This is a genomic window from Pedobacter sp. JCM 36344 (genome assembly GCF_046546555.1).
In the GTDB taxonomy this organism is placed as follows: Bacteria; Bacteroidota; Bacteroidia; order Sphingobacteriales; family Sphingobacteriaceae; genus Pedobacter.
In genome coordinates, this window is sequence record NZ_JBKHKK010000005.1 from 18761 (window position 1) to 45192 (window position 26432).

The following is a 26432-nucleotide window of genomic DNA, read 5'->3' on the forward strand; positions in this document are numbered from 1 at the left end:
CTTTGGCTTACCTAATACAACGAGATAAACATGTCAGACGAGAAGATAATTTTTTCAATGGCGGGTGTAAATAAGATTTACCCTCCCCAAAAGCAAGTACTAAAAAACATATATCTATCCTTCTTCTATGGTGCCAAAATTGGTGTTATTGGTTTGAATGGTTCTGGAAAATCTTCGGTCCTGAAAATCATTGCAGGCATCGACAAAGCTTTTCAGGGTGAAGTCGTTTTCTCGCCTGGATACACCGTTGGTTATTTGGCTCAAGAACCAGAACTGGATGAAAACAAGACTGTTAGGGAGATTGTTGAAGAAGGGGTTGTCGAAATAACTGCCATTTTAAAAGAATATAATGCCACCAACGAGCAATTTGGTCTTCCTGAAATTTATGAGGACGCCGATGCTATGGATAAACTTATGGCAAAGCAGGGCGAATTACAGGACAAAATAGATGCAATGAACGCCTGGGAACTTGACAACAAGCTTGAGCGTGCAATGGATGCACTACGTTGCCCTGATCCTGAAACGAAAATTGGTGTCCTTTCGGGTGGTGAACGTAGAAGGGTGGCCATGTGCCGCTTATTGCTTCAGGAACCTGATGTGTTGTTGCTTGATGAGCCTACCAACCACCTTGATGCGGAGAGTATTGACTGGTTAGAGCAATATCTAAAAAACTATAAAGGAACCGTTATTGCAGTAACCCACGATAGGTATTTCCTTGATAATGTTGCCGGCTGGATACTGGAATTAGACAGGGGTGAAGGTATTCCATGGAAAGGAAACTATTCTTCATGGCTTGAGCAGAAAGCGAAACGTTTAGCACAAGAGGAAAAAACAGAAAGCAAACGTCAAAAAACTTTAGAACGTGAGTTGGAATGGGTGCGCATGGCACCGAAAGCAAGACATGCCAAATCCAAAGCTCGTCTATCGAACTATGACAAACTGGCTTCTGAAGACTCTAAAGAAAGGGAAGACAAACTGGAACTGTTCATACCTGCTGGCCCTCGTCTGGGTAACGTGGTTATTGAAGCAGATAATGTAACCAAAGCGTATGGCGATAAAATATTGTTTGAAAACCTAAGCTTCTCGCTTCCCCCTGCCGGAATAGTGGGAATTATAGGGCCGAATGGTGCTGGTAAAACCACACTTTTTCGTTTGATCACCGAGCAGGAAACTCCAGACACAGGTACATTCAGAGTAGGAGAAACTGTAGCATTGGGTTATGTTGATCAAATGCACAACGACCTCGATCCGTCTAAAACTGTTTACGAGAACATTACGGATGGTTTAGATAATATTCAATTAGGCAACAAAGCCGTGAACGGCCGTGCTTACGTTTCAAAATTCAACTTTAATGGTGGTGATCAACAGAAAAAAGTTGGAATCCTATCCGGTGGAGAGCGTAACAGGGTTCACCTCGCAATTACGCTTAAAAAAGGTGCGAACGTATTGCTGCTCGACGAGCCTACGAATGATATTGACGTAAACACCTTACGCGCACTGGAAGAAGCTTTAGAAAACTTTGGAGGCTGTGCAGTTGTAATCAGCCACGATCGATGGTTTCTTGATAGGATATGTACTCATATTCTTGCTTTTGAAGGGAATTCACAGGTTTACTTCTTTGAAGGTAACTACAGTGATTACGAAGAGAACAGAAAGAAACGTTTGGGTGATGTAACACCCCATCGCATTAAATATAAAAAGCTGGTTTAAAAACCAGCTTTTCTAACTATACTGCTTTAAAACTTTTTCCAGCAGTGCTTTTGTCTTTTTAATCCCCTCTTCTTCAGAAAAACCATCGCCCTCCCACTCTATCCCAACGATACCTGTAAACTTGGCATCGTGGATAATTTTAAACATTTTGGTGTAATCGATGTCCGGTTCGTTCCCGTTCTCATCAAACTTGAAGGTCTTCGCGCTGATTCCTTTCGCAAATGGGACCAGGTCTTTCACTCCCTGATACATATCGTATTGTTTATCCGCACTAATTTTAAAGTTTCCAAAATCAGGTAAGGTGCCGCAGTATGGACTATTAACTTGCTTCATCACATCAGATAGCCATTTTCCATCCGAAGAATACCCTCCATGGTTTTCTACAATAATATTAATATTGCTTTTCTTTGCATGTTCCGTCAATCTTCCAAGTCCGTCGACTACCGCAGTTTTCACATCCTGTTCAGAACCACTACCAGCAGCGTTTACCCTAACTGTCAGGCAACCTAAGGTTTTTGCGGCATCTACCCATTTATAATGGTTTTCAATCGCCTTTGCTCTTTTTACTGGGTCGAGATCACCAAGCTCTCCTTCTCCGTCAACCATAATCAAGTGATTTTGGATACCCTCATTCTTAGTTATGGTTAGCAGCTCCTTTAAATATGCGGCATCGGTTTCATTCTTGTTAAAAAAAGGACTTACATATTCCACAATATTAATTCCGAACTCTTTCTTCGCTCTTAAAGGAAAATCAAGATTGGTCATTTTGCCTCCAAAAAGAGCCTTATGGAAAGACCACTCTGCCAACGATATTTTAAAGAATTCTTTTTTTGCAGCCGCAAAAACATCGAAAGGTAACAGCGTACTCAGCCCCGCGGCAGCTCCCAGCATACCAAGATTTTTTATAAAAACTCTACGATCTCTGTTTTCCATTATCATCTATTATTTCTTGTTAAAATTATTGTTAAAAAACATCAATTGAAAACCAATTGAATTGCTCCAATATTCCCAGTTATGTGCACCCGGTCTGATGGTAAAATCATGTGGAATATTATTGTATAAGAGTTTCTCATGAAGCTGCATATTCACTCCGTAAAAGAAGTCATCTCTCCCGCAATCGATATTGATGGCCAGCTTGTTTGGAGTCAATAGGTAGATCAGATTAACTACTGAATTTTTTTCCCAGCGCTCAGGGAATTTATCCTCAGTACCAAGACGTTTAGCGATGTCCCAGTTTAAAGGAAAAGGTCTGATGTCGACTCCTCCGCTCATGCTACCTGCAGCACCAAAAGTATCCTGGTGCTTAAAAGCAAGATATAATGCTCCATGCCCGCCCATACTCAGGCCAGTTATCGCCCTTCCCTTTCTGTCTTTAATAGTACTGTACTTCTTATCAATAATGTTAACCAATTCAGTACTAACATATGTTTCATATTTCCAGGTTGGGTCTTCAGGACTATCGAAATACCAACTCGTCACATTCCCATCCGGACAAACGATAATCATTTGAAATTGGTCGGCGTACTTTTTTATCGATGGAACTTTATTTACCCAACCAGAAAAGTTGTCGCCAGCACCATGAAGCAGATAAACGGTTGGATAAGTTTTACTGTCAACGTAGGCTTCCGGCAAAACAACAACCGCTTTGATATTTTTCTTCATTGCAGTACTATACGTAGTTAGCGTATCTACTTTCGCGGCAGAGGCAACTTGCGAAATAAGTAGCAAAGTGGTAAAAACAAACAGATATTTTTTCATCATTACGCCCATGCACAGGCAGCTCCAACCAGTGCTGCGTCTTCCCACATTTCAGTTCTTCTGATCACTACAGTCTTATCCGTAATCCGCTTTCTCAAGGGTTCAATAAAGTGATCCCAAGTCTTAGCTATATTCCCTCCAATAACCAACACCTGAGGCTTCTGATCCGCTATAAAGTCATTTAAAAACGAAGCGAGATTGGTTGCAAATTCATCAAATATACTAGCCTTTGTATCGGCACAATCTGTATTTAAAAACAATTCTACATTCTTAATCTCTTTCCCAGTCAATTCCTTGTAACGTTTAAGAAACCATCTTGTAGAAATATATTCCTCAGCAATGCTATCTAGGAAAGGATAAAATGCAAGGTTCATGTCCACGACTTCTCCGTTGCAATTACTCGTTGATCCCAATCCGGTTCCAAGCGTAATGCCTATAGCCCTATCGAAATCTGATGCTGCACCTGCGGCAAGTTCGCCGCGAAGAAATGCCTCTGCGTCATTAATAAAGAGAATGTTATCGCCGGAAATGCCTAAACGCTCAGACAGGATTGTGCGAACATTCATGCCGTACAAAGCGTCATACTTTTCCTGACCTTTCATCAAACAAATTCCTTCCTCGTAATCAAACGGGCCGGGCATAGCGATACCAATTTTAGTACGGTCTTCGCCATCTTTCACGATAAGTGAGGAGAGAACAGAAGCCCAGGAATTGAAGATTGTTTCTGCATCGTCCATTGAAGAAACGCGTTCACGTTTCATAGAACTGTCAATTATAGAGTAAGAAGTGCAATCTACATGTGCAGCTGTGATGTGAGAGCCCCCGATGTCTACCCCAATAAAAGGCAGCTTAGACGATTTTTGGTTCATTGTCTCGTTTTAGTCTTAGTTAACGTAAAATCAAAATGATTCAGTTTCTAAAATAAAGTTATTTAAACCATTTTAGCAAACCTTTCCGCATATTAATTTAACATCATTGGAACTTAAATTAACAATGTGCGTTTATCAAAAGACTATTCGGGAGAGTCGATAACTTTTACTGGTCTTGAACCTCTTTTGTATATCACTAATCCATTCAGGAAATTCCTAAGAATCTGGTCTCCACAAGGCTTGAAATTGGGGTGGTCATCACTTCTGAAAAATGACCCAAGCTCACTTTTAGTAATCTTGAAATTAACTAACTCCATGATTTTGATGATATCATCGTTCGTTAATTCCAATGCGACACGTAACTTTTTAAAAATATCGTTATTACTCATATTACATTGCAATTTCTATCTTCACCTTTTTGTTCTTAATACGTTCATTTGATAGGGCGGCGAGCACCTGTGTTACCATCTTACGTTTAATAGCTACATAAGAACTTTGATCTTTTACTTCTATCAAACCAACATCTTCTTTCTGCAGACCACCCTTTTTCAATAGCAAACCTACAATATCGATCTTATTGACCTTATCTTTCTTGCCAGCAGCGATGTAAAGGGTTTGCCAGTCACTGTCTTTAGGTATATTGAAGTTTCCTTTCAGATTTTCAGTCTCGATATCGTTTTTGAGGAAAGGATACTTTTCATCATCTGCAATTACAAGATAGGCTGTTCCCTTTGCATTCATTCTCGCCGTTCTTCCGTTTCTATGAAGGAATGCATCTTCGGTATAAGGTAGTTGATAGTGTATAATACACTCTACCTCAGGGATATCAAGGCCTCGTGATGCCAAATCAGTCGTAATTAAGATTTTTATACTCCCATTCCTAAATTTCAGCAAGGCTCTCTCTCGCTCATCCTGTTCCATTCCCCCATGAAAAATATCGTGCGCCAAATCTTTATCTATCAAAAGATCACTAATCCTGTCGACTGTCTCTCTGTGGTTACAAAATATAAGTGTAGTCCTATTACCAATTTTACAGATGAGTTGAAATAAGGTATCTAATTTATCGGCAGCGGTTGTGAGAACTTTTTTTAGCTTCAGATCCGGAACAACTTTAATATCTTTCAAATAATCTATTTCAATCGGTTTCTTCACCCCTGTAAATTCTGGAATTTCCCCCATTGCGGTTGCAGATGTTAAAATTCTTTGCTTCAGGGAGCGTAATTTACCGATGATGTAAAACATATCTTCCTGAAAACCAAATTCTAAGGCTTTGTCGAATTCGTCTAATACCAAGGTAGTGATTCCTGATTCGTCGAAATTCTCGTGTCTAAGGTGGTAGGCAATTCTTCCTGGAGTACCTATGAGTACCGATGGTGCCTGCTCAAAGTTGTTTCGCTCTGTCTTGATTGGGTGTCCACCATAACAGCAGTTTATTTTATGTCCAGTTCCCATTTGCTTGAATACCTGCTCTATTTGCAAGGCAAGTTCACGTGAAGGGACAAGTATCAACGCTTGAACCCTATGCTTTTCAAAATTTTCTAACGCGGTCAGCACTGGCAATAAAAAAGCGAGCGTTTTACCGGAACCTGTGGGTGCAAGTAAGACAATATCATTTCCTTTTTTGGCAGCGCCAACAGCGGCATTCTGCATATCATTCAGTGCAGTTATTTTCAGTTTCTCAAGAATCTTTTCCAGCATATACTGTCAAAGATAAGATTGTATGCCAACAAAAGCTTAATTTTATAATTACGACATAATTAAAGTGTTGATAACAAAAGGCTTGTTAGCAATTAAACAATACTGATTTATCACCATTTTAACACGATAAGACTAATTTAGAACTATTAAAACAGACACCTTAAAAAAAATGCAATATATATAAGTAATTAACCTAAAACCTCAGCAACGTATGACCTGGAAGAAATTTAGCGGTGAGATCATTAACTCCACCATTCTTGAAGAAATTGAAAAAGCGATAATCAGGGAAACCGAGAATGGCTTCAAACTTAAAGTCTGCATCGGTACAGATTCCCAGGTGAAAGGAAGTTTAACAGACTTCGCTACAGTTATTGTACTGTTAAGAGAACATCACGGTGGGTTTATGTATATACACCAGGAAAAAAGCCCACAAAAGATGAGCATCAAAGAGCGCATGCTTGTCGAAGTTCAGAAATCTATTGAAAGTGCTTATTCCATATGCGACCTCCTCGATTTATATGATGTTGATTTAGAAGTACATGCCGACATTAATACCAACCCAATGTTCAAATCAAATAAAGCATTGAACGAAGCAATGGGATATATCTTAAGTATGGGATTCATTTTTAAAGCCAAACCTGAGGCTTTTGCCAGCTCCACCTGTGCAGATAAAATGTTACACTAAACTACCATTTCTTTGTTGATATCGTATTTTTTGGTTTTTTCGACTGCAAGGTGTAAATTCTCGTAGCCAAAGCAGTTTTAAATTGATCGGCGATTGCCTTGGCTTCTCTCGCCGTAATTTTTTGATAACCTACCCATTCTGCAACACGCAGTTTGCCCTGCTCTCGCTCAAGTGGAATGCCTATAGTCGTTTCAGGAACGAAGTTGCCGTACCGGTCTCTCATGTAAGAAACAAAAACGAAATCCGTTAACCAGAAACGGTACTTTCCCGCTTTTACTTCTGTATAAAAACTATAGTCGACTGCTCCCATAGGACGGGCCATACCAAGAGCGCTTTTACTGATCAACATTTTGCCGGTTGCTTCCACCAATGTATCACCCTTAATTGCAGAAATTTTAAACTTTTTACTATCAGCTTCTAAAAAAGCTAGTGCTCTTGATATAAGGGAATCCTTTGGCGTTTCATTAGATGCTACAACCTCGTAATATATTAACTTTCCCCGTTCATCAAATGGCAAAGGCTTTTCTTGCGCAAAGGAACAAACGGTGAATAAAAGAAATGAAAGGCTCATTAACAATGATTTCATGGGGCAAGGTAAATTAAAAAAGCCACCAGATAAAATCTGGTGGCTGAATTTCGTAGTTATCGAGACTAAAATGCGTAAACAATAGCTAAAGAGAATTGAGAAGCATTTTTTGTAGCAGTTAAGCCGTCACTTTTCAAGAAGCTTGAATTTGAATCATTATCAAATCTGATCTCAGGAATGAAAGTTAAACCACCAGATTTGAGATTTCCAGAAAGTGTAACTGCAGCAATATCTTTGGAAGTACCCGGTCCTGTCGATTTGAAAGTGAACATCTCACCTCTAACGCCTAATGCAAAACCAGGAGTGAATGCATTTTGCAAATACAACGCACCACCACCATAACCACCGCCACCGTCTAGAGAATAATCAGCAGCGTTTAAACCAACTTTGAACTTCTCAGTCACCTGGTATGAAGTAGTTAAATCTAACACTGTTCCATTAGTAGCTCCATTTGAAGTGCCAGACAACACATTTAAGTATGCAGTCCATCCTTCGATAGGGCTAACCATCAACTGAGCACCCACATGAGATACACCGTTGAAATCCTGATAAACGTTCCAGTCGTTAAACAAACCAACCATTAAGCTCACTTTATCAGAAAAAGCATAAGTTCCTTTGATACCGGCGTTTTGGAATGGACCGTTAGTAAACAAATAAGAAGTTGAGTAGTTGAAATTTCCGGTGGGAGCAATTACTTCATATCCGATGAACGTACCCATGTAACCAGCAGTCATTGAAAACTTATCGGTGAAAGCATACGAAGCATACAAATTCTGGATATGAAATGAATTATCAGAATTTGAAGGATTACCATCCCCGTTTAGAATAGACTGGTATTGACCACGTGGGCCAAAAGAAAGTTCTCCAACAAAAGATGCCTTACCGGTAGTTTTCTTCAAAGCAAGATCAAGCATTCCCAATGATACAGAATTGTGATCGCTACCAAAGGAAGTGCCTATGTTAGGCCTTTTGGCAAAATCGTACTTGTAATAAGCATCAGCAGAACCCGAGATTTGCAACGGAGCATCAGCTTCCTGAGCAAAAGTTGCAGTAGTAAAGGTTAGAGCGGCTATTGTTACTAATGATTTCAATTTCATAGTTGTTCGGTTTGATTGTATTTAGATTAGTGAGATTAAAACGCATTTTCGATTTCCTGTCCGCTAGCTATTACCAAAGTACCTTGAGAGTATTTCTCATTGTGCTGACTAGCATCTAGTCCTTCTTCTTCTTCTTCGGAAGTGACACGAATTGGCTGGATCATGTTAACTAGTTTGAAGATGATGAATGACACAACGAAACTGAAAACAACAACAATTGCAGCACCTTTAAGTTGAACAAAGAAGAAATCAAAGTTTCCGTAAAACCATCCGTCTGCTCCTAGGCTGTTCACTGTTTTTGTTGCGAAAACGCCAGTTAATAACATACCAACAATACCACCAACACCATGACAAGGGAACACGTCTAACGTATCATCCAAGCTAGTTGATTGTTTCCATGAAACAACCAGGTTAGAAATCACCGAAGCAATCGTACCGATAAAAATACTAGAAGGGATGCTTACAAAACCAGCTCCCGGAGTGATCGCTACAAGACCAACAACAGCACCTATACAGAACCCTAAAACGGAAGGTTTTTTACCTCTCGCCACATCAAAGAACATCCATGCTAAACCAGCAGCACCAGCAGCAGTGTTTGTCGTTAAGAAAGCAGAAACAGCTAAACTACCTGCGGTCAATGCAGATCCAGCATTGAAACCGAACCAACCGAACCAAAGTAAACCAGTACCAATAAGTACGTAAGGAATATTTGCAGGAGGAACTTCAATATGCTCAATGTGAGATTTTCTACGTTTAAGAACTAGAGCGCCGGCTAAAGCAGCCATACCAGCAGAAATGTGTACTACGGTACCACCAGCAAAATCAAGAACACCCATTTTCAACAGGAACCCATTTGGAGACCATGTCCAGTGTGCTAACGGCGAATAAACGAATAACGCGAACAAAACAATAAACAAGATGTAAGAAGTGAACCGAATACGCTCAGCAACAGCACCAACAACTAAACCTGGAGTGATGATCGCAAACATCAACTGGAAAACAGCAAATAAAGAAAGCGGAATAGTTCCCCAAGCTGGTCCAGAGTTTACTCCATGAAAAAACAAATAGGTCATTGGGTTCCCAATAAAACCGCCGATAGTGTCACCGAAGGCTAAGCTGAAACCTACAACTACCCAAAGCACAGTAATTATCCCTGCAGCAACCACACTTTTTATCATGGTTGAAAGAATATTTTTACGATGAACCATACCACCGTAGAAAAACGCTAGTCCTGGAGTCATGATAAAAACTAAAGCTGTACAGATTAAGATAAATGCGATATCTGCAGCATTGTATTTGCCCTCGTCAAAATTAGGAAGTAAGGGAATAAAAAGAGCAGCAATTGCAATTACCATTAAAACTGCAAAGGGGCCCCACTGTTTAAATAAAACTTTTGCCATAAATGTGTTTTTTAACTGTTTGTAATTAAAGTTTATTTGAATTTTTGCTAAAACTAACAATTATTTCAATAAAAATACACTTTAAAACAAACAATTTTCTTTTAAGACCGTATATAATTGCAAGTTTTTAACCGAAATACTAGCAAAATCACAAACATCACTTCATTTTTTTTCATTTTTATAATTATTCATATGTAAAATAGCCGAATTATTAAGAAATAAATAAAAATTACATAAAATAATAAGTTTGTATCTTTAGGAACTTATGAAATCATATCAATTTACCTTCGAACAACTTTTGCCCATCCCCATCGCAGAAGCATGGGACTTCTTCTCTTCACCAATAAACCTGGCCAAAATAACTCCAAAGGAGATGGCGTTTACGGTAACATCCGATAAGGATCAGCTAAAAACAATGTACCCGGGAATGATTATCACCTATCAGGTCTCGCCTATATTTAATATAAAGCTCAACTGGATGACAGAAATCACCCATGTATCAGAAGGAAAATACTTTATTGACGAGCAGCGTTTTGGTCCTTATCAATTTTGGCACCATCAGCATCACTTTAAAGCAGTTAGCCGTGGTACAGCGATGAACGACATTTTAACGTACGGCCTGCCATTCGGACCACTTGGCCAGATGGCCAACAGTATATTTGTTGCAAACAAAGTGGAAGAAATTTTTGAATTCAGAAGAAGGAAGGTTATAGAACTGTTCGGAGATTATACTACCGCCTCAGAAACGTAAGCTGAGCCCTGTACTACTCCCCTTCTCTCTATCTCTTTATCGATATAGGTTTGAATAGCAGACTTGTTCAAGCCCCAATTCGGTGCAATTAACAAGTCCCAGTCCGATATTCCGAATAACCTTTGTATCACCACATCTGGGCGCAACAGCGGGATCAGTTTGCAAAGCAGATTGGTGTATTCTTCTAAGGAAAATAGCTTGAATGGTTGCTTTTTATATTTCGCACCCATGATCGATCCTTCAACAACATGAAGATGGTGGAACTTAACGAATTTTATTTGGGGAAATCTGTTTATCTCATGAATGTAACCAAGCATCATTTCCTCTGTTTCCCAAGGAAAACCAAAGATCGTATGCACACAGAGATCAAGTTTGCTATCCTCTAATAATTTTACCGCCTCAACAAACTCGCCGTGGCTACATCCCCTGTTTATTTGGTTTAAAGTTTCATCATAAATAGACTCCATACCCATTTCAAGATCTACATCGAACCGATCCGAATAGCTCTCAAGAAGTGCTACCTTTTCTGCGTCAATACAATCCGGCCTGGTACCTACAGAAAAGCCAACTATATCATGCGTATTGATAGACAAGGCCTCATCGTACATCATCTTTAAGTAGTGAACAGGAGCGTAAGTATTAGTATTCGGCTGAAAATAAACAATGAATTTATCTGCCCTATAAAAACTTTTACCCCTTTCCATTCCCCGCTCTAATTGCTCTCGAATGGTTGGAAGTTTACGGGAAAGCTCCGGAGTGAACGAATCTACGTTACAATAAGTACATCCGCCATAGCCTTTACTACCATCACGATTAGGACAGGTAAATCCTCCATCAACGATTACTTTGAACACACGCTGACCTTCATACTTCTCTTTTAGGTGCGTACCATAATTTTTGTAACCCTTAATTCCCTGATCCAGTAATGTTCCCAATGCTTTTTAATTTTCTTCAAAAATACAAAAAAATTTTCAAGCACTATTGTTTAGCCATTGACCGGATGCTTCAATATGTGTAAAAAGGGCTGGGATTGGTATGGCATTAGTTCCGCCTTGCTACAGCGTTGCTTAGGCACAAAAAGTAGCAAGCCGAGCCAATGCCGCGCTAGCAGACTTTTAACAATCCAATAGTTTGCACTTAATATATGGCTCAGTATGGGCCGTACTTGATACAAAGGTTAAGTAAAATTACCGAAATCAAATTAATACTAACTTTTAACGCAAACAGGCAGCATTATTGCTATATTAAAAGCTTAAAAATTAGATAAATAAATGATTGAAAAACCCTCATTTTGGCAGCGAATAGGCGTTCAAGACTGGTTTCTAACTAATAATGGAGGCGCGGCAGCTTCAAAATCTCAGCCAATAACGCCAAATATTGTATTCAAATACATCATCGAAAAGTTCGAAGAATCAATTGCAGAGCTCTCCTTCGCAGAAAGAATTGTTTTCTATCACGAATATATAATTTGCTTGAATGCAGATGATTTTCGTGAATTCATGGATAACAAAAAAGGTATCCTGGGTTTGATTGCTCAAGAGTCCGTAAAGAATTTTTACGAAATCCTTAATCAGAAAATAAGCGAAGGTAAAAAAGCTGAGCCATCTAGTAATAAATGGGTTTTTCGTTTTGTATCGCATCCAGATTACAAATCTGGCGACAAAGGGTTTATCGGCAAGTTATTGCCAGATAATAATAAGAAAGAAGACAATCTAAGGGTGACTTTCATTCCAAGACAAACGGGGATGGCTCAGACTTTTGACATCAATGACGACATACTTAGGGATTTTATTTTTTATAGCGAAGGTTACTACGAAATACCATACGTAAGCACACTTGTATTTGACCAGGCCCCACCTGCTCGTAAGGAAGCCGAATTCCTCGCCAGATTTGAGACCACCCTTCCAGACCGTGCATACGCAGGAAAAAAGGTAGAATTTTTAATGAAAAAAGAAGAAATTATAGTTACTGGCGAAGAAGAAACGAGAATAGAAGAACATATTTTTAAGATCCCGTCCGAATGGGTAAATTCACCTCACCTTAAAATCCGATATAGCGATGCTGATGATAAATTTTACCTTGCCTCCTTTGGTGAAAAAACGATCGTAAATGAGAGTCAGGTGGAACGAAGTGACATTCACGGTCCTAAATGGACAGAGTTACCCTTGAATTCCCGAATCATTTTAAATGGAATCATTGGTATAAACATATTTAAATCCTAGGCCATGTCCCACATTCTATCCGTTGCCCTATTATTATTGTGTGTTGCTTTACTAATTGCCCACTTTAAAAACGTAAAAAATTCACCTAAATAAGATGGATAAAAACTATTTTGGAATTACTGATACCGGCAAAGTTCGGAGCAACAACGAAGACACTTTCATCGCTGAGATCACAGCAGCAAACGATTTTGTAATTGCATGTGTCATTGATGGAGTTGGTGGTTATTCTGGTGGTGAGATCGCTGCCGAGATCGCTAAATTCTCGGTGCTTGAACATCTGAGCAAGCCGAGCGGTGATCTGCTAAAAAGTATGAAAACTGCTATTGGCGCGGCCAACTCGAAGATCATAGCAGAAAAGCTACAAGATAAAGAATTAGAAAACATGGCCTGTGTATTAACCTTGGCGGTTATTGATTTAAAGAACAACCTATTTTACTATGCTCATGTGGGAGATACACGTCTTTATCTTCTGCGCGACAATTCGCTCGTCAAAATCACCAAGGATCAGTCATTTGTAGGCTTTATGGAAGATTCAGGTAGGCTGACGGAAGAGCAGGCAATGAAACATCCAAAACGCAATGAGATTAATAAAGCCCTTGGATTCGTCGCCAATGTTACAGAACAGGGTGAATACATAGAAACCGGTCAATCCCCTTTTTTACCCGGCGACCTTCTTTTACTCTGCAGTGATGGCCTTTCTGACATGGTAAACCGCCAGGAATTGACTACAATATTAATCACAGAAAATGATTTAGAATATAAAGCCAGTGAATTGATTTCAGCGGCAAATCAAAGTGGTGGACTAGACAATATTACTGTTGTACTTGTTTCTAATACGAATAAAAAGTTAGTCTACGAGGCAACCAAACCGGGTCAGGCAACCATGCAAATACCGAAACGGAAAAAACAATTTCTCGCAGAGCCTGAAATTCCATATGACGAAGCTGAAGTCTTTCAGCGCGCAGAATTAATTCCAGAATCCGTTTCACCATTAGAAATTCATACAAATATTGAGGAATCTGGTCAGAAGTCCGGCAAGGCACTAATCGTTTTGCTTTCTGTGCTATGCATAGTATTTATAGGTACTACGGCCTATCTTTATTGGTTATATAACAATCATCCTTCGACTGCTGTGCAGCCGAAACGATTGACGGAAATTACAGAAAAGCGAAACACTAAGGAGATCATGCTTCAAGATACGCTAAATAAACTTCAAGGTCAAATCTTGGTGTTATCAGACTCTTTATTCCCCTCACCGATAATTCTGCACCAGCCTTTAACCTTTAATAAGGACACCATATATCTAAGGGCTGAGAAAGAGTTGGTAATTATAAGCGATTCTCTATATAAAGGAATTGCGATAGATATTAAACCAAAAAGTAAGTTTATACAATTACGTAACATTGCATTCGAAAACTTTAACACAGCAATTTCTACGTCTAATAACGCTTTAGTATTGAGAAATGTGAAGTTCAGCAATTGTCCAAATGCAGTTCAAAACATATATAATTTAGAGGATAAAAAATATGTTAACGGAAAAATCCCTTTGAGCTCATTCTCGGCAGACTCCTTACCAATTAAGCCAACAGAGTAACATGCAAAGAACGAATGAACGCATTTTTCTTGTATTGATTACGCTAGTTTTGGGGGCATTGTTTTTTACACTGTTTAATACATTGCAGAAAGGTTTTTCGGATGTGGATGCCCGCTTGAAAAACGGAACTATGGTTAACTTGAACAGCAAAAATGCCGCAGAAAAGATGCGTATCCTATTGCAGAGAGGTTACTATTTTAAGGACAAAAAAGACATTGAGCTTATAGAATCTTCAGTGGCGGTGGGAATAAAAACTTTCGATACTCCAATTGATAACGTAGGAGAATTAAATAAGAAGAAGTTTTTCGTCCTGGCGGACCAAGCATTTGAATCAGGAGGCACGAACTTTAGAGATCGGGCAACAGATTCCAGAGCTTTGATTGGTTTTAGTGGTGATGATGCGAGACGATTCATCCAGGAAAGGAGAAAGCCTCAATCACTGCCATCTTCGCGTGATCTCAACTCTGGTGATTATAATATTGAAGGTAAGATTATAGATAAAAATGAGGATCCGGTTAGTGGCGTCTTAGTTAAACTAACGATGATTTTGCCTTTGGATAGTGGATATGTGGAAAATGATTCCATCCCTTTTAAACCCCAGTTAGTATCCTATTTGCGTACAAATTCGAGTGGTTTTTTTAGCTTTCAACACCTTTCAAACCAGAGCGCTTTCGAAATTCTCCCACTACAACCAGGTTTTCAGTTCGGAAGGTCTCAGGGAGTCCAGGAATTGAACAACAATACGGCGATCACTTACAAACAGGCCCCGCATACTATAAGGCTTTTTTCTGCTAGAGAATTTAAGATTCTTAAAAAGGAAAAATCACTGATCGTTCGAAGCGTTGACGAATACAACCAGTGGTTCTGGATCATAACAGTGAGCTTTTTTCTGGGTTTTTGGCTACTTCACCTTTTGATGACTTATAAACAGCCCAATGCTGATCAATTGATGTTACCGTTGGTAATGCTAATGACCGGAATTTCTTTTATCACCCTATTAAGCTTACAAGACCCACTAAGAGATCGCTTTCTTGCGAGAGATTCTTTAGTCTTTTTCGGCATAGGAATTCTTGGCATCGGCATAATGCTAACCATCAAGTTCAAAAAATTGACTGCAGACTCTAAATTCTACCGCATGTTTGTGCTCAGCAACAAGAGCAATAGAGCAAATGGTTGGCAGTGGGCAGTCATGGCGCTGGGATTACTTGGACTAACCATAATATTCGGCAGTGGACCGGAAGGTAGTGGAGTAAAAGTCAATCTTTTTGGCGTTCAGCCCAGTGAGATCGTGAAGTATGCAATTATCCTATTCCTTGCGGGCTTTTTCGCAAGTAATGAAAAATTCATTACCGAATATCGCAGCTGGCAAAAGCGCTGGTACTTTTTCTCATTTGCGCTAGCAGCAATGCTAGGTGCGATCTTAATGTATCTAGTGCTTGGCGATTTAGGTCCTGCAATGGTTGTATGCTTTACCTTTATTATTCTTTTCTCCTTCTCTAGAGGCGATTTCATGATGATGCTAATCGCAATTATAGTTTATACAACAACTGTTTGGTTTCTTAATATCTGGATAGCAAGTTTAGCAACTGTAGCAGTTCTTGCGCTAGCGATGGCCTTTAATAAAAAGCAAACCAGTGAGTCGGCCATCATGGTGATTATGGTTATCGCTGGGTTTCTCCTCATAGATAAGATTCCTTACCTGGACAAACTGATTCCCGGACCTGTAAATCGTTTGTCTGAACGTAAATCAATATGGCAAGATCCATGGAACAATGAAGTTTATGGTGGCGATCAGGTTGCGAATGGAATATGGGCAATGTCTGGCGGCGGAATAAGTGGTCAGGGTGTCGGAGAAGGTTTTGCGAAGACAATCCCTGAGGCCCATACAGATATGATCTTGCCAGCTATAGGCGAAGAATTTGGGTTGGCAGCGATCCTGGGAATCTTCATTCTTTTCTTAATTTTTCTGAATCGATCTATCGTTATCGGCAGACAAACAGGCACACCCTTTCTGTTCTATCTGTCATCTGGGATAGGGATAAGTATGTTTGTCCAATTTCTGCTGATAGCTGGGGGTTCGACAGGAGCACTCCCACTTTCAGGGGTAGCATTGCCTTTTATCAGTTACGGGGGGTCATCTTTAGTAGCAAATATGATGGCGGCCGGATTTATTCTTTCGGTTTCCACTATTCGTGGAACAGCAATACAAATGGATTTTATTACCCGGCAGCAAGATAAAAATCTGGTTCCAGCACTTTTATCAGCGAGCGTAGCGGTACTGCTTTTAGGTATTACCGTTTCAAGATATGTAATTAATAATAAGAAATGGGTTGTACAACCTTCTCTGGTTGCTGACAGAAGTGGCCTAAGAATGTTTAGTTACAACCCTCGAATTGCGATATTGATGAATAGGCTCGAAGCAGGTCAGCTTTACGACAGGAAGGGAAAGATACTCGCCACAAGTAATCCTGAACTGGTCAGAAAACAGCACAGTATTTTAAAAGCAGCTGGTTTGAGCTATGATTTGGACTCAGCAATACATAAACGTGTGGACAGGTACTATCCTTTTGAAGAGCAAACATTCTTTTGGACAGGAGATGTAAACACTGGTGTTTTTAATGGCAGTACTAACGGCTATTTCGCCGAGTATGAGCATGGGGCGGAACTTAGGGGGTTCCATACACCTACGGTTTCTTTGACGACTAAGGCAAACAAATACCGGGAAGACCGATTTTTACCTCGAGGGGTTAAAGAAATGACAGTGAGCAAACGCGAGTATGCAGAACTAGCCCCACTATTATTAGCCGGAATCAATAGTCCTGAGGTCGCTGAATTTAAGAAACGAAATCGAGACGTAAAGCTAACCATTGACGCACAGTTGCAAACAGCCATACAAAAATCTATCAGCCGTGACGATTCTCTTAAAAACAGCCGAATTTCTGTAGTGATTATGGAAGACAAAACCGGAGATGTCCTGGCTTCTGCAGTTTACCCACTTCCTCCAGTTAAGGATTGGGAGTTGTTAAACATGACAACCACAGAGCAAAACAAGTTAGCAGGCTGGTACACAACCGCCGACTTAGGCTTTACTTACGCAACCCAACCAGGATCAACAGCGAAGATTCTTACCGCAATGGCAGCTTTCAATAAATTAGGTTTGGCGGCAAAGGACAAGACATTTACAATAAACAGGAATGAGCGGATCAGAACAAAAGGAATTGAACCAGATGAGACTGGAAGGATCAATATGGAGCGAGCAATAGTAAATTCCAATAACGTTTATTTTATTAAATTAGCAAACGAAGAGCAGTTACAGGAAGGTATGGCAACACTTTACATGAAGACAGGAATGTTTTTACGTGGTGTTGGTGGCTACTATTTTGATAAGGCAATAAATAACGGCAAACAAGAGGAAAAGTGGTTAAACTTATGGAGGAAAACCGAATTCAATACCAAGCCAGCCTACGATCCGGCCAATATCCGCAGAACAAGAGCAAAAGGAATTTCTGGTATGGCATGGGGACAAGGTGAATTAATTGCTAGTCCAGCAGCAGTTGCAAGGCTTGCTTCAAGTGTTGCTAATAAGGGAATTCTTGTACCGAATCGCTACGTATTAAAGATAAGTGACTCTACTGTAGCAGTTAAACCAGGGATTAAAATCGCTGATGATCCTCAGTATGCAACTCTAATGACAGATTACATGTTGAAGCAAAGCGCTAACAAATCGCATACTTTGGGGATAAGAGTGGCGGGTAAAACAGGAACGCCGGAACGAATTTGGAAACAGGAGAGAATTAATGACGGCTGGTATGTTTTCTTTGCAGCGAATAAAAATGAAAAAGGCAATATTGTGGTTTGTATTAGGATCGAATCGACTAGGGGATCGAGTAAAGCGGTTTTATTGGCGGGCCAGCATGTGGTGCCTATTCTCAAATCAATGGGTTACCTAATGGATATAAAAAAGGAAATAAAGTAATTATTATGTTTAATCTATTTAACAACAGCGCACAAGAGAAGCCACAGGATGTAAAAGCAGTCAGGGAGGCCTTTCTGGTATTCATTAAACAAGAACTGCAGAAATTGGAAGGTGGTGAAGGAACACATATAAAAGGACTTCAACTTTGTATATGTTGTAAACCCTCTGAAGAATTCATGTACGAATCTGCCGTATTTTCTGCTGAAGAAAACAGATTCAAAAATGAAATACAGCGTATTGCCGATGACTTCGCAATTGATCTGCCCGAAAACTGGACAATGGAGACCATCTTCGTAGAAGAATTGCCAGAGCGGGGAAAAAGAATGGAGCAACTTAATGCAGCTTTATGTGTTAAGCTACCTGAACACGTTTCGGTAGTAAAATCAAGTACGGGGTATATAAAAATTTTGACAGGAGAAGCTGAGCAATCATTATATACGCTCAAATCTGATAACGGTCGGATAAATATTGGTCGTGGAAGAAAGGCTCAAGGCACTGATGGTTTTTTCAGAAACAATGAGATCGCCTTTCCTGATGAAAGTAGTAATGAATGTAATAAATATATAAGCAGGCAACATGCGCATATAGAATGGAACAATGAATCGGCATCGTTTATGCTTTTCGCTGATGAGGGCGGTGTTCCACCGAGAAATAAGGTTAAGATCCGGTCTAAAACGGATCACAATCCAGTTAAATTAACTTTCACGGAGTTGGGATTTGCATTGACTGAAGGTGACCAAATCATTCTGGGAGAGTCGGCAGTACTGGAGTTCAGTTACAACCAATAAAAAATTACTGATGGCTAAAGTATTTACAATAACCGAAGGGCTGGAGAACATGGGTGCGCTGCGTACCGGTGGACAAGGTTCTGTATATAAGGGAAAGCGGATGGGTGCCATCATATCCGCTGTGAAATTGTTGCCAACCCCTATTCATACGGACAATGAAAACGATAAGAATTTTCGGGATTTTCAGAACGAAGTGGAGAAGCTAAAAAAAGTTAATGAAGATCCTAACCCAAACGTTGTCAAGATCATAAATTCGGGACTGACTGAAAGCGGGTCATTTCCATTTATCGAAATGGAATACATTGAGGGACCGGATTTAGAAGAACTGTTACAGGCGCCTAACCCGCCAGTTTTTACGATTAGGGAAACCATAAAGCTAGCCACGCAACTTTCGAATGCGTTAGCACATTGCCATAGAGCAGGTGTGAAACATGGCGATATAAAAAGTAACAACGTAAAGTTCAACATCGACACAGGCAACTATATATTACTGGATTTCGGCCTGGCGGTAATGTCCGATGAACAAAGAAGGTCAAGCCTCCGACACGCAGGTGCAGTTGAATTCATGGCTCCTGAGCAGCATGACGGCGAAATGCTTTTCCAATCTGATATCTACAGTTTTGGTATTATTGTTTACGAGCTCTTAGCAGGCGTGGTGCCATTCCCTCTAATTTCTAAAGCAGAATCCCATAGGAATCAAGTGATGATTTCTCATGTCGAGAAGAGTATCCCAAATTTATTAGAGTTGCGACAAACTCGACTACCGTCAGACTGGTCGGAGAAGCAGCGCGTGACTGAAATTAATGTCCCCATCTGGCTCCAGGATATAGTTGGCAAATGCTTGGAAAAATCACCTTCAGACCGATATACAAACGGCACTGATCTGCATGATGCCATATGTAATCAGATTGAACAAAATCCAGTTCAAACTGAAACTGTATTATCGAATATAAACGATAGTAGTTTAGCGTCATTGCAAAGCGAAAATGAACGATTACTAGCTGAAATAAGCAAATACAAACAGTACTTTAAAAGCAAAATGCTTTTATTTATTGCTTCATTAGTGTTGGTTTGTTTCCTTACTTTCGTAGGAAGCTCGATGATCGGCACCGAACGAACAGAAAAAGGCGCAAGTGCTGAAAGCATGGATAATGCAAAAAAAGGTAGTCCGAAGTCTTTGCAAAATAAATCCGGAGATACCATCAAAAAAGAAACGAAAAAACCAAAGAAGGCTACTCCCGCGAAGACCAAAGATGGCTTGATTAATGATGTTCCTGAATTTTAATATAGTTATACATGAGTAAAGTATTTACCATAACGGAGGGATTAGAAAACATGGGTGCCTTGCGCACCGGTGGACAAGGATCTGTTTATAAGGGCAAAAGGATCGGCGAGATTATTACGGCAGTAAAAATCTTACCGACTCCCATTCATACGGAAAACACAGACGACAAAAACTACAGAAACTTTAAGAATGAAGTTGAAAAACTAAAAAAAGTCAATGAAATTCCGAATCCCAATGTGGTGAAGATCGTGAATTCAGGATTAACTGAAAGCGGTTCTTTTCCATTTATTGAAATGCAGTATATTGAGGGGCCTGACTTAGAAGAATTACTACAATCTCCTCATGCGCCGATATTTACAATTAGGGAAACAAAAAAACTGGCACATCAACTGGCGAACGCCTTGGCACATTGTCATAGGGTTGGTGTTAAACATGGTGACATAAAAAGCAATAACGTAAAGTTTAATACCGATACGGGAAACTATATTCTTTTAGACTTCGGACTTGCGATTATGTCTGATGAACAGCGTCGAAGCAGCATTCAGCATGCCGGGGCTGTGGAATTCATGGCACCTGAACAACATGATGGGGAAATGTTCTTCCAGACTGATATCTATAGCTTTGGGATTATTCTCTATGAACTATTGGCAGGAGTGGTTCCCTTCCCATTAAACAATAAAGGTGAAGCTTCAAGAAATGCCGTAATGGTATCCCACATGGAAAAACCAGTTCCTAATTTATTAAGCCGGAGGAAAAGCAATCTTCCGGACACCTGGAGCCATGAGGTCAAAGCAAGAGAGATGAATATTCCAGTCTGGCTGCTTGAAGTGATCAAAAAGTGCTTGGAAAAAAATCCTGAAAAGCGATATGCTAATGGATCCGACTTGCAGGAAGCGATTTTACACGAAAACTTTGATCAGTCAAAGCTAATTAGCAGCAAAGTAGTTGGAAGTGGCTTCACACTTGCAAAAACTAATGCAGAACAGGACGCAACTGTTGACTCTATAGCTAGTAAAAACGCGACTTCGTTGACGGGACCAAATGTTACGGAAAAGTCGCCAGACACTATGGAGGTTTCTAAGCCGCTCTTTATTTCATTAATCTTGCTGCTAGTTGCTTTAGGGACTTACTCAGCTTATTCTTTATTTATTGCAAATTCGGATCAGAAACAAATCGTATATGAAGATTCAACCAATCAGAATTTTCAAGACACAGTTGGGATGAACCTTCCCTATCAAATTGATCCCGATACCACAAAGATCAATCCTCCAGTTAAAATAGACACAGCAGCAAGACAAGCCGAGGTGGATAGCCTAAGGAAAGAATTTGAACAGCAAACCGGTGCCACTTCTGTGAAGCCAGCTACCCCGGCAATTCCTACGGAAAATGTTTTAGAGCCACTGGTAACCAGCAATGGAAAACAGTATCGATTACCTAAAGGTGCCTTGTATTTCTACGATGAACCCAGTGCTGACGCCGAAAAGCACAAAGTGTTACCCTTATGGACGATTAAAACAAAATTTAACGTACTGGAAGAGCAGAATGGTTTTATACAGGTGATGCATACTACTACAGACGGAGAAGTAACAAAAGGTTGGCTGAATAAGAATGACCTTCGCGATGTTCAATAAAAACACCCTCATTAAGATATCAGAAAGCATGATTTCAATCTAATAAAAAAAATAAAATATTTAAAACCTTTTAGGTCTAAGAAGAGTTATATATATAGTTTGTTTGGTTTAGTTGATCTGTGGTGGGTCAACATCTATTAAAAACAGGGGTAGCGTTCATTGCTTATCCCTGTTTCCTTTTAAAGCCCTTTTTCTTGCCGAAGTTCTTGTTGCTATTCCGTGCCTAGAATAGCAACAAGAACTTACATGTGCAACTATGATGTTTTAAAAAATTGAACAGGCAGTTTCGCCGCTTCATACGGCATAAGGGGACGGAAGTATATTACATTTAGAAGTGATAATAACCTTTAAACTACCCCATAAATTTAAATCATGTTGTTTTCAAGAAAATTTATCTTCTCAGAGAAGACCTAAAAGAGAACATCTCAATTTTTATTTTTCTTTTGTGAAATAGTAAATAGGTATTCCTATCAGCATGATCAATACACCCCAACCACAAGTATCAGTCTTGTAAATCATCAGCCCGAAGCAAAGAGCAGATGCCAGAACGATATAAAGTAAAGGAAGGACAGGATATCCAAAAGCCCTATATGGCCTTTTAGCATTTGGCATTTTTATTCTTAAGATGAAAATTCCGTAAATAGTAAGAATATAGAAAATCAATACAATAATTACTACAAAATCCAGCAAGGCACCATATTGGCCTGTTAAACACAAGGCGGAGGCCCAGATTCCCTGAATCCACAATGCCCAGGCTGGCACATTTGCAGAATTAAGGGTAGCTGCTTTCTTAAAAAATAATCCATCTTTGGCCATTGTATAGTAAACTCGTGCTCCCGCCATGATAAGCCCGTTGTTGCAGGCAAATGTGGAGATCATGATCATTACTGCGATGATTATTGTCCCAGCTTGTCCGAATATATATTGAGCCGCAACTACAGCCACTCTATCTGATTTTGCAGTGGCAATCACGTCTAAAGGAAGCACAGCAACGTACATTAAATTTGCAAGTATATAAATAATGGATACGATAAAGGTGCCCAAAAACAAACTTAATCCAACATTTCGTTGAGGATTTTTGATCTCACCGGCTATAAATGTTACACCGTTCCATGCATCGCTGGAGAAAAGCGAACCGACCATTGCGGCCGATATCCCCGAAAGAAGAAGAGATCCGTTAATGTTCGTCCAACTCATTGTCTCAAGACTGAATGATTTCGATCCCCATACGTTTGCCCAGTTGGCATTCCAGACCTCAGCTTTAGCAGCAAGCGTAAAGCCAAAGGTGATCAAACCAAACAGGGAAAGGATTTTAATTATGGTGAGAATAGTTTGAAGAATTTTACTATCCTTTATACCCTTACTATTAATATAAGTAAGGAAGATTATGGTGATGATAGAGACGATCTGCGCCGCATTCAGTTGAAACTTACCAAGCTCAAATAAGATATTTTCATTGCTTAGGGGTTCATAGAGATAGGCTGAAAATTTAGAAAATGCCACCCCTACCGCCGCAATTGTCCCGGTTTGGATCACGGCAAAAAGACTCCAGCCATATAGAAAGGCAATAAGTTTATTATAGGATTCTTTAAGATAAACGTATTGACCGCCGGCTTTTGGGAACATCGCACTTAGCTCACCATAGCTAACAGCAGCAATCATAGTAATTAAAGCAGTAACTATCCAAATTGCTATCAGCCAACCTGCCGAGCCGACCTGCCTGGCGATATCCGCACTTACAATGAATATCCCTGATCCGATCATCGATCCTACAACGAGCATAGTGCCGTCAAGAAGCCCAAGCTCGCGCTTAAAGGATCCGTCTTGAGTATCTTGTTCCATGATAATTATTTAGTTAGGTTGGTTGTGCGAATATATTTAAAATTTATAATTATCAGGAATACATATGTTTTACTCGGTAATAATCGAATATCTCGATAAAAGATTTGGTTATATCAGAAACACCTTTATTTTTGTATACCTGCCTAGTCTTTTAATAATTGAGTTAACTCGATCACTGTCCGAAAAGAAAGCAGCAATTAACCAAATATATCTTAGAACTAACCTAATCTAAACAGCACTACACTATGGAATTTTTACAAACCAATTTAATTTATTTTATACCTGTACTCGGCCTAATTGGAATCCTTGTAATGGCGATCAAAAGCGCCTGGGTAAACAAACAAAATGCCGGCGATAAAAATATGCAGGAGCTTGCAGGTTATATCGCTGATGGAGCCATGGCTTTTCTAAAAGCCGAATGGCGGGTCTTAAGCATCTTCGTTTTATTCGCTGGAGCTTTGTTAGCTTATTCGGGGACACTTACGGAAATTCATGGGCGCCCGATTCATTCCAGCTGGATTATATCAATTTCATTTGTTATTGGAGCTGTTTTATCTGCCACAGCAGGCTATATTGGAATGCGTTCTGCTACAAAAGCAAATGTAAGAACAACTCAGGCTGCTAGAACCAGTTTAAAGCAGGCATTAAAAGTTTCCTTTACCGGAGGAACGGTTATGGGACTTGGAGTTGCCGGCTTGGCAGTTCTAGGACTTGGCGGTCTGTTTATCATATTTCTTCATCACTTTCAGGTGATTGGAGTAGATGGTGTTAACACTTTAAATATGAAAACGGCAATCGAGGTATTAACAGGTTTTTCCCTTGGAGCAGAGTCTATAGCGCTTTTTGCTCGTGTTGGTGGAGGTATATATACTAAAGCTGCCGATGTAGGTGCCGATCTTGTTGGTAAAGTTGAAGCTGGAATACCTGAAGATGACGTTCGTAATCCTGCAACAATCGCCGACAATGTTGGGGATAATGTGGGCGATGTGGCAGGTATGGGAGCAGATCTTTTCGGCTCTTATGTAGCAACTATATTAGCAACAATGGTTCTTGGACAAGAAATTACGGTGGTGGATAAATTTGGCGGAATGTCGCCTATATTGTTACCAATGGTGATCTGCGGGTTGGGAATTCTATTTTCTATAGTCGGAACCTGGTTTGTTACCATCAAAGATGAAAATTCAAATGTCCAAACTGCACTTAATCTTGGCAACTGGTCGTCGATCTTAATTACTGCGGTGGCTTCCTATTTTATTGTAATGTGGATGCTTCCTCCTACACTAAATTTAAGAGGCTATGAATTCTCGAATATCAACGTATTCTACGCAATATTAGTAGGTCTTGTTGTCGGAACCATAATGAGCATCGTAACGGAGTATTACACTGCAATGGGTAAGGCTCCTGTCAATTCAATTATACAACAATCGTCAACAGGACATGCCACTAATATCATCGCGGGCTTAGCAGTTGGAATGAAATCAACTGTTATACCCATTCTAGTATTAGCAGGAGGAATAATGTCATCTTATTACTTCGCTGGCCTATACGGGGTTGCCATTGCGGCGGCGGGGATGATGGCTACCACAGCGATGCAACTAGCTATAGACGCCTTTGGGCCAATTGCTGACAATGCTGGTGGTATTGCGGAAATGAGTCAACTACCTCCTGAAGTTCGTGAACGTACGGACAACCTTGATGCTGTCGGAAATACCACAGCTGCTACAGGGAAAGGCTTTGCAATCGCATCGGCAGCTTTGACATCGCTTGCACTTTTTGCAGCATTCGTGGGTATTGCAGGCATCTCTGCCATAGATATTTATAAAGCTCCCGTGCTTGCGGGACTTTTTGTTGGGGGTATGATCCCTTTTGTATTCTCGGCGCTATGCATTCAGGCCGTTGGTAAGGCAGCAATGGATATGGTTCAGGAAGTGCGTAGGCAGTTCCGCGAGATTCCTGGGATTATGGAATATAAAGCGAAGCCTGAGTACGAAAAATGTGTAGCCATCTCCACTAAAGCATCACTTCGCGAAATGATGCTTCCAGGAGCAATTGCGCTGATCACCCCTATCATAGTAGGATTTATATTTGGTCCGGAAGTACTGGGCGGTCTATTAGCAGGTGTCACCGTAGCGGGCGTATTAATGGGAATCTTCCAGAGTAATGCTGGGGGGGCTTGGGATAACGCTAAAAAGTCTTTTGAAAAAGGTGTAGAAATTAATGGAGAAATGCACTACAAAAAATCTGAACCTCATAAAGCCTCTGTGACAGGAGATACAGTAGGTGATCCTTTTAAAGATACATCCGGTCCTTCTATGAACATTTTAATTAAGTTGATGTCCATCGTTTCATTAGTTATTGCACCTTATATCGCAATTACTGGTGCGCCAAATGTTTCAGAAAATGCTCCGGAGAAAAAAGCAACCGCCATTACGAAAGAATCTTTCAGATATATCGTAAAAACAGTCGACGCGAATGGTATTACTAAGATTGATACACTCGAAAACGCGAATGACACCACAAAAGTTGGTTATTAATTCTGA

20 protein-coding genes are annotated in these 26432 nt (G+C 40.0%); 10 read left to right on the top strand and 10 right to left on the bottom strand.

The genetic code is table 11. The annotated features are described in order from the left end of the window. Positions 1 to 30 precede the first annotated feature (30 nt). Positions 31 to 1710, top strand: a complete 1680-nt coding sequence (gene ettA, locus ACHFIZ_RS06330) for an energy-dependent translational throttle protein EttA (protein ID WP_410883971.1) — start codon at positions 31 to 33, stop codon at positions 1708 to 1710. A 12-nt stretch (positions 1711 to 1722) separates the two neighbouring features. On the opposite strand, the gene ACHFIZ_RS06335 is transcribed toward ettA, so the two are convergent. From ACHFIZ_RS06335 to ACHFIZ_RS06355, 5 genes are all read right to left on the bottom strand, one after another. Then, the gene (locus tag ACHFIZ_RS06335) at positions 1723 to 2643 is read right to left on the bottom strand and encodes a TIM barrel protein (RefSeq protein ID WP_410883973.1); all 921 of its coding nucleotides are present in this window, start codon (positions 2641 to 2643) and stop codon (positions 1723 to 1725) included. Between the two features lie 9 nt (positions 2644 to 2652). Continuing rightward, positions 2653 to 3471: an alpha/beta hydrolase gene (locus ACHFIZ_RS06340; protein WP_410883975.1), complete on the bottom strand. Its 819-nt coding sequence runs from the start codon at positions 3469 to 3471 to the stop codon at positions 2653 to 2655. Then, the gene (locus ACHFIZ_RS06345) at positions 3471 to 4337 is read right to left on the bottom strand and encodes an ROK family protein (RefSeq protein ID WP_410883977.1); all 867 of its coding nucleotides are present in this window, start codon (positions 4335 to 4337) and stop codon (positions 3471 to 3473) included. The genes ACHFIZ_RS06340 and ACHFIZ_RS06345 overlap by 1 nt, the downstream gene beginning before the upstream one ends. 143 nt (positions 4338 to 4480) lie before the next feature. Further along, positions 4481 to 4726: a DUF1456 family protein gene (locus tag ACHFIZ_RS06350; protein WP_410883979.1), complete on the bottom strand. Its 246-nt coding sequence runs from the start codon at positions 4724 to 4726 to the stop codon at positions 4481 to 4483. A 1-nt stretch (position 4727) separates the two neighbouring features. Further along, the gene (locus ACHFIZ_RS06355; protein WP_410883981.1) at positions 4728 to 6035 is read right to left on the bottom strand and encodes a DEAD/DEAH box helicase; all 1308 of its coding nucleotides are present in this window, start codon (positions 6033 to 6035) and stop codon (positions 4728 to 4730) included. A 211-nt stretch (positions 6036 to 6246) separates the two neighbouring features. Between ACHFIZ_RS06355 and ACHFIZ_RS06360 the strand changes: the two genes are divergently transcribed. Further along, entirely contained in the window at positions 6247 to 6720 is a 474-nt protein-coding gene (locus ACHFIZ_RS06360) for a ribonuclease H-like YkuK family protein (protein WP_410883983.1), read from the top strand. Position 6721: 1 nt separating this feature from the next. Here ACHFIZ_RS06360 and ACHFIZ_RS06365 read toward each other — a convergent pair whose 3' ends face one another. From ACHFIZ_RS06365 to ACHFIZ_RS06375, 3 genes are all read right to left on the bottom strand, one after another. Continuing rightward, on the bottom strand, positions 6722 to 7306 hold the full coding sequence (locus tag ACHFIZ_RS06365) for a hypothetical protein (RefSeq protein ID WP_410883985.1): 585 nt from the start codon (positions 7304 to 7306) through the stop codon (positions 6722 to 6724). A gap of 65 nt (positions 7307 to 7371) precedes the next feature. Continuing rightward, on the bottom strand, positions 7372 to 8403 hold the full coding sequence (locus ACHFIZ_RS06370) for an outer membrane beta-barrel protein (RefSeq protein ID WP_410883987.1): 1032 nt from the start codon (positions 8401 to 8403) through the stop codon (positions 7372 to 7374). 35 nt (positions 8404 to 8438) lie between these two features. After that, the gene (locus ACHFIZ_RS06375; RefSeq protein WP_410883988.1) at positions 8439 to 9803 is read right to left on the bottom strand and encodes an ammonium transporter; all 1365 of its coding nucleotides are present in this window, start codon (positions 9801 to 9803) and stop codon (positions 8439 to 8441) included. A 265-nt stretch (positions 9804 to 10068) separates the two neighbouring features. Here ACHFIZ_RS06375 and ACHFIZ_RS06380 point away from each other — a divergent pair, with 265 nt between their 5' ends. Next, positions 10069 to 10554 (top strand): SRPBCC family protein, encoded by a 486-nt coding sequence (locus ACHFIZ_RS06380; RefSeq protein ID WP_410883990.1) that lies wholly within the window; start codon positions 10069 to 10071, stop codon positions 10552 to 10554. On the opposite strand, the gene ACHFIZ_RS06385 is transcribed toward ACHFIZ_RS06380, so the two are convergent. Continuing rightward, positions 10530 to 11489 (bottom strand): TIGR01212 family radical SAM protein, encoded by a 960-nt coding sequence (locus ACHFIZ_RS06385; protein WP_410883992.1) that lies wholly within the window; start codon positions 11487 to 11489, stop codon positions 10530 to 10532. The two genes, ACHFIZ_RS06380 and ACHFIZ_RS06385, sit on opposite strands and share 25 nt — an antisense overlap. A 336-nt stretch (positions 11490 to 11825) precedes the next feature. On the opposite strand from ACHFIZ_RS06385, the gene ACHFIZ_RS06390 reads away from it, so the two are divergent. From ACHFIZ_RS06390 to ACHFIZ_RS06415, 6 genes are all read left to right on the top strand, one after another. Then, on the top strand, positions 11826 to 12776 hold the full coding sequence (locus ACHFIZ_RS06390) for a hypothetical protein (protein WP_410883994.1): 951 nt from the start codon (positions 11826 to 11828) through the stop codon (positions 12774 to 12776). 94 nt (positions 12777 to 12870) lie between these two features. Next, positions 12871 to 14370, top strand: coding sequence for a PP2C family protein-serine/threonine phosphatase (locus tag ACHFIZ_RS06395; protein WP_410883996.1), 1500 nt, complete (start codon positions 12871 to 12873; stop codon positions 14368 to 14370). A 1-nt stretch (position 14371) separates the two neighbouring features. Next, entirely contained in the window at positions 14372 to 18346 is a 3975-nt protein-coding gene (locus ACHFIZ_RS06400) for an FtsW/RodA/SpoVE family cell cycle protein (protein ID WP_410883998.1), read from the top strand. Between the two features lie 5 nt (positions 18347 to 18351). Beyond that, positions 18352 to 19134 (top strand): FHA domain-containing protein, encoded by a 783-nt coding sequence (locus ACHFIZ_RS06405; RefSeq protein WP_410884000.1) that lies wholly within the window; start codon positions 18352 to 18354, stop codon positions 19132 to 19134. Positions 19135 to 19144: 10 nt separating this feature from the next. Then, positions 19145 to 20419, top strand: coding sequence for a serine/threonine-protein kinase (locus ACHFIZ_RS06410; RefSeq protein WP_410884002.1), 1275 nt, complete (start codon positions 19145 to 19147; stop codon positions 20417 to 20419). A gap of 11 nt (positions 20420 to 20430) precedes the next feature. Beyond that, the gene (locus ACHFIZ_RS06415; RefSeq protein ID WP_410884004.1) at positions 20431 to 22050 is read left to right on the top strand and encodes a serine/threonine-protein kinase; all 1620 of its coding nucleotides are present in this window, start codon (positions 20431 to 20433) and stop codon (positions 22048 to 22050) included. Positions 22051 to 22482: 432 nt separating this feature from the next. On the opposite strand, the gene ACHFIZ_RS06420 is transcribed toward ACHFIZ_RS06415, so the two are convergent. Further along, positions 22483 to 23892 (bottom strand): APC family permease, encoded by a 1410-nt coding sequence (locus ACHFIZ_RS06420; RefSeq protein ID WP_410884006.1) that lies wholly within the window; start codon positions 23890 to 23892, stop codon positions 22483 to 22485. A 245-nt stretch (positions 23893 to 24137) separates the two neighbouring features. Between ACHFIZ_RS06420 and ACHFIZ_RS06425 the strand changes: the two genes are divergently transcribed. Further along, on the top strand, positions 24138 to 26426 hold the full coding sequence (locus ACHFIZ_RS06425) for a sodium-translocating pyrophosphatase (protein WP_410884008.1): 2289 nt from the start codon (positions 24138 to 24140) through the stop codon (positions 26424 to 26426). The last annotated feature ends 6 nt before the right edge of the window (positions 26427 to 26432 follow it).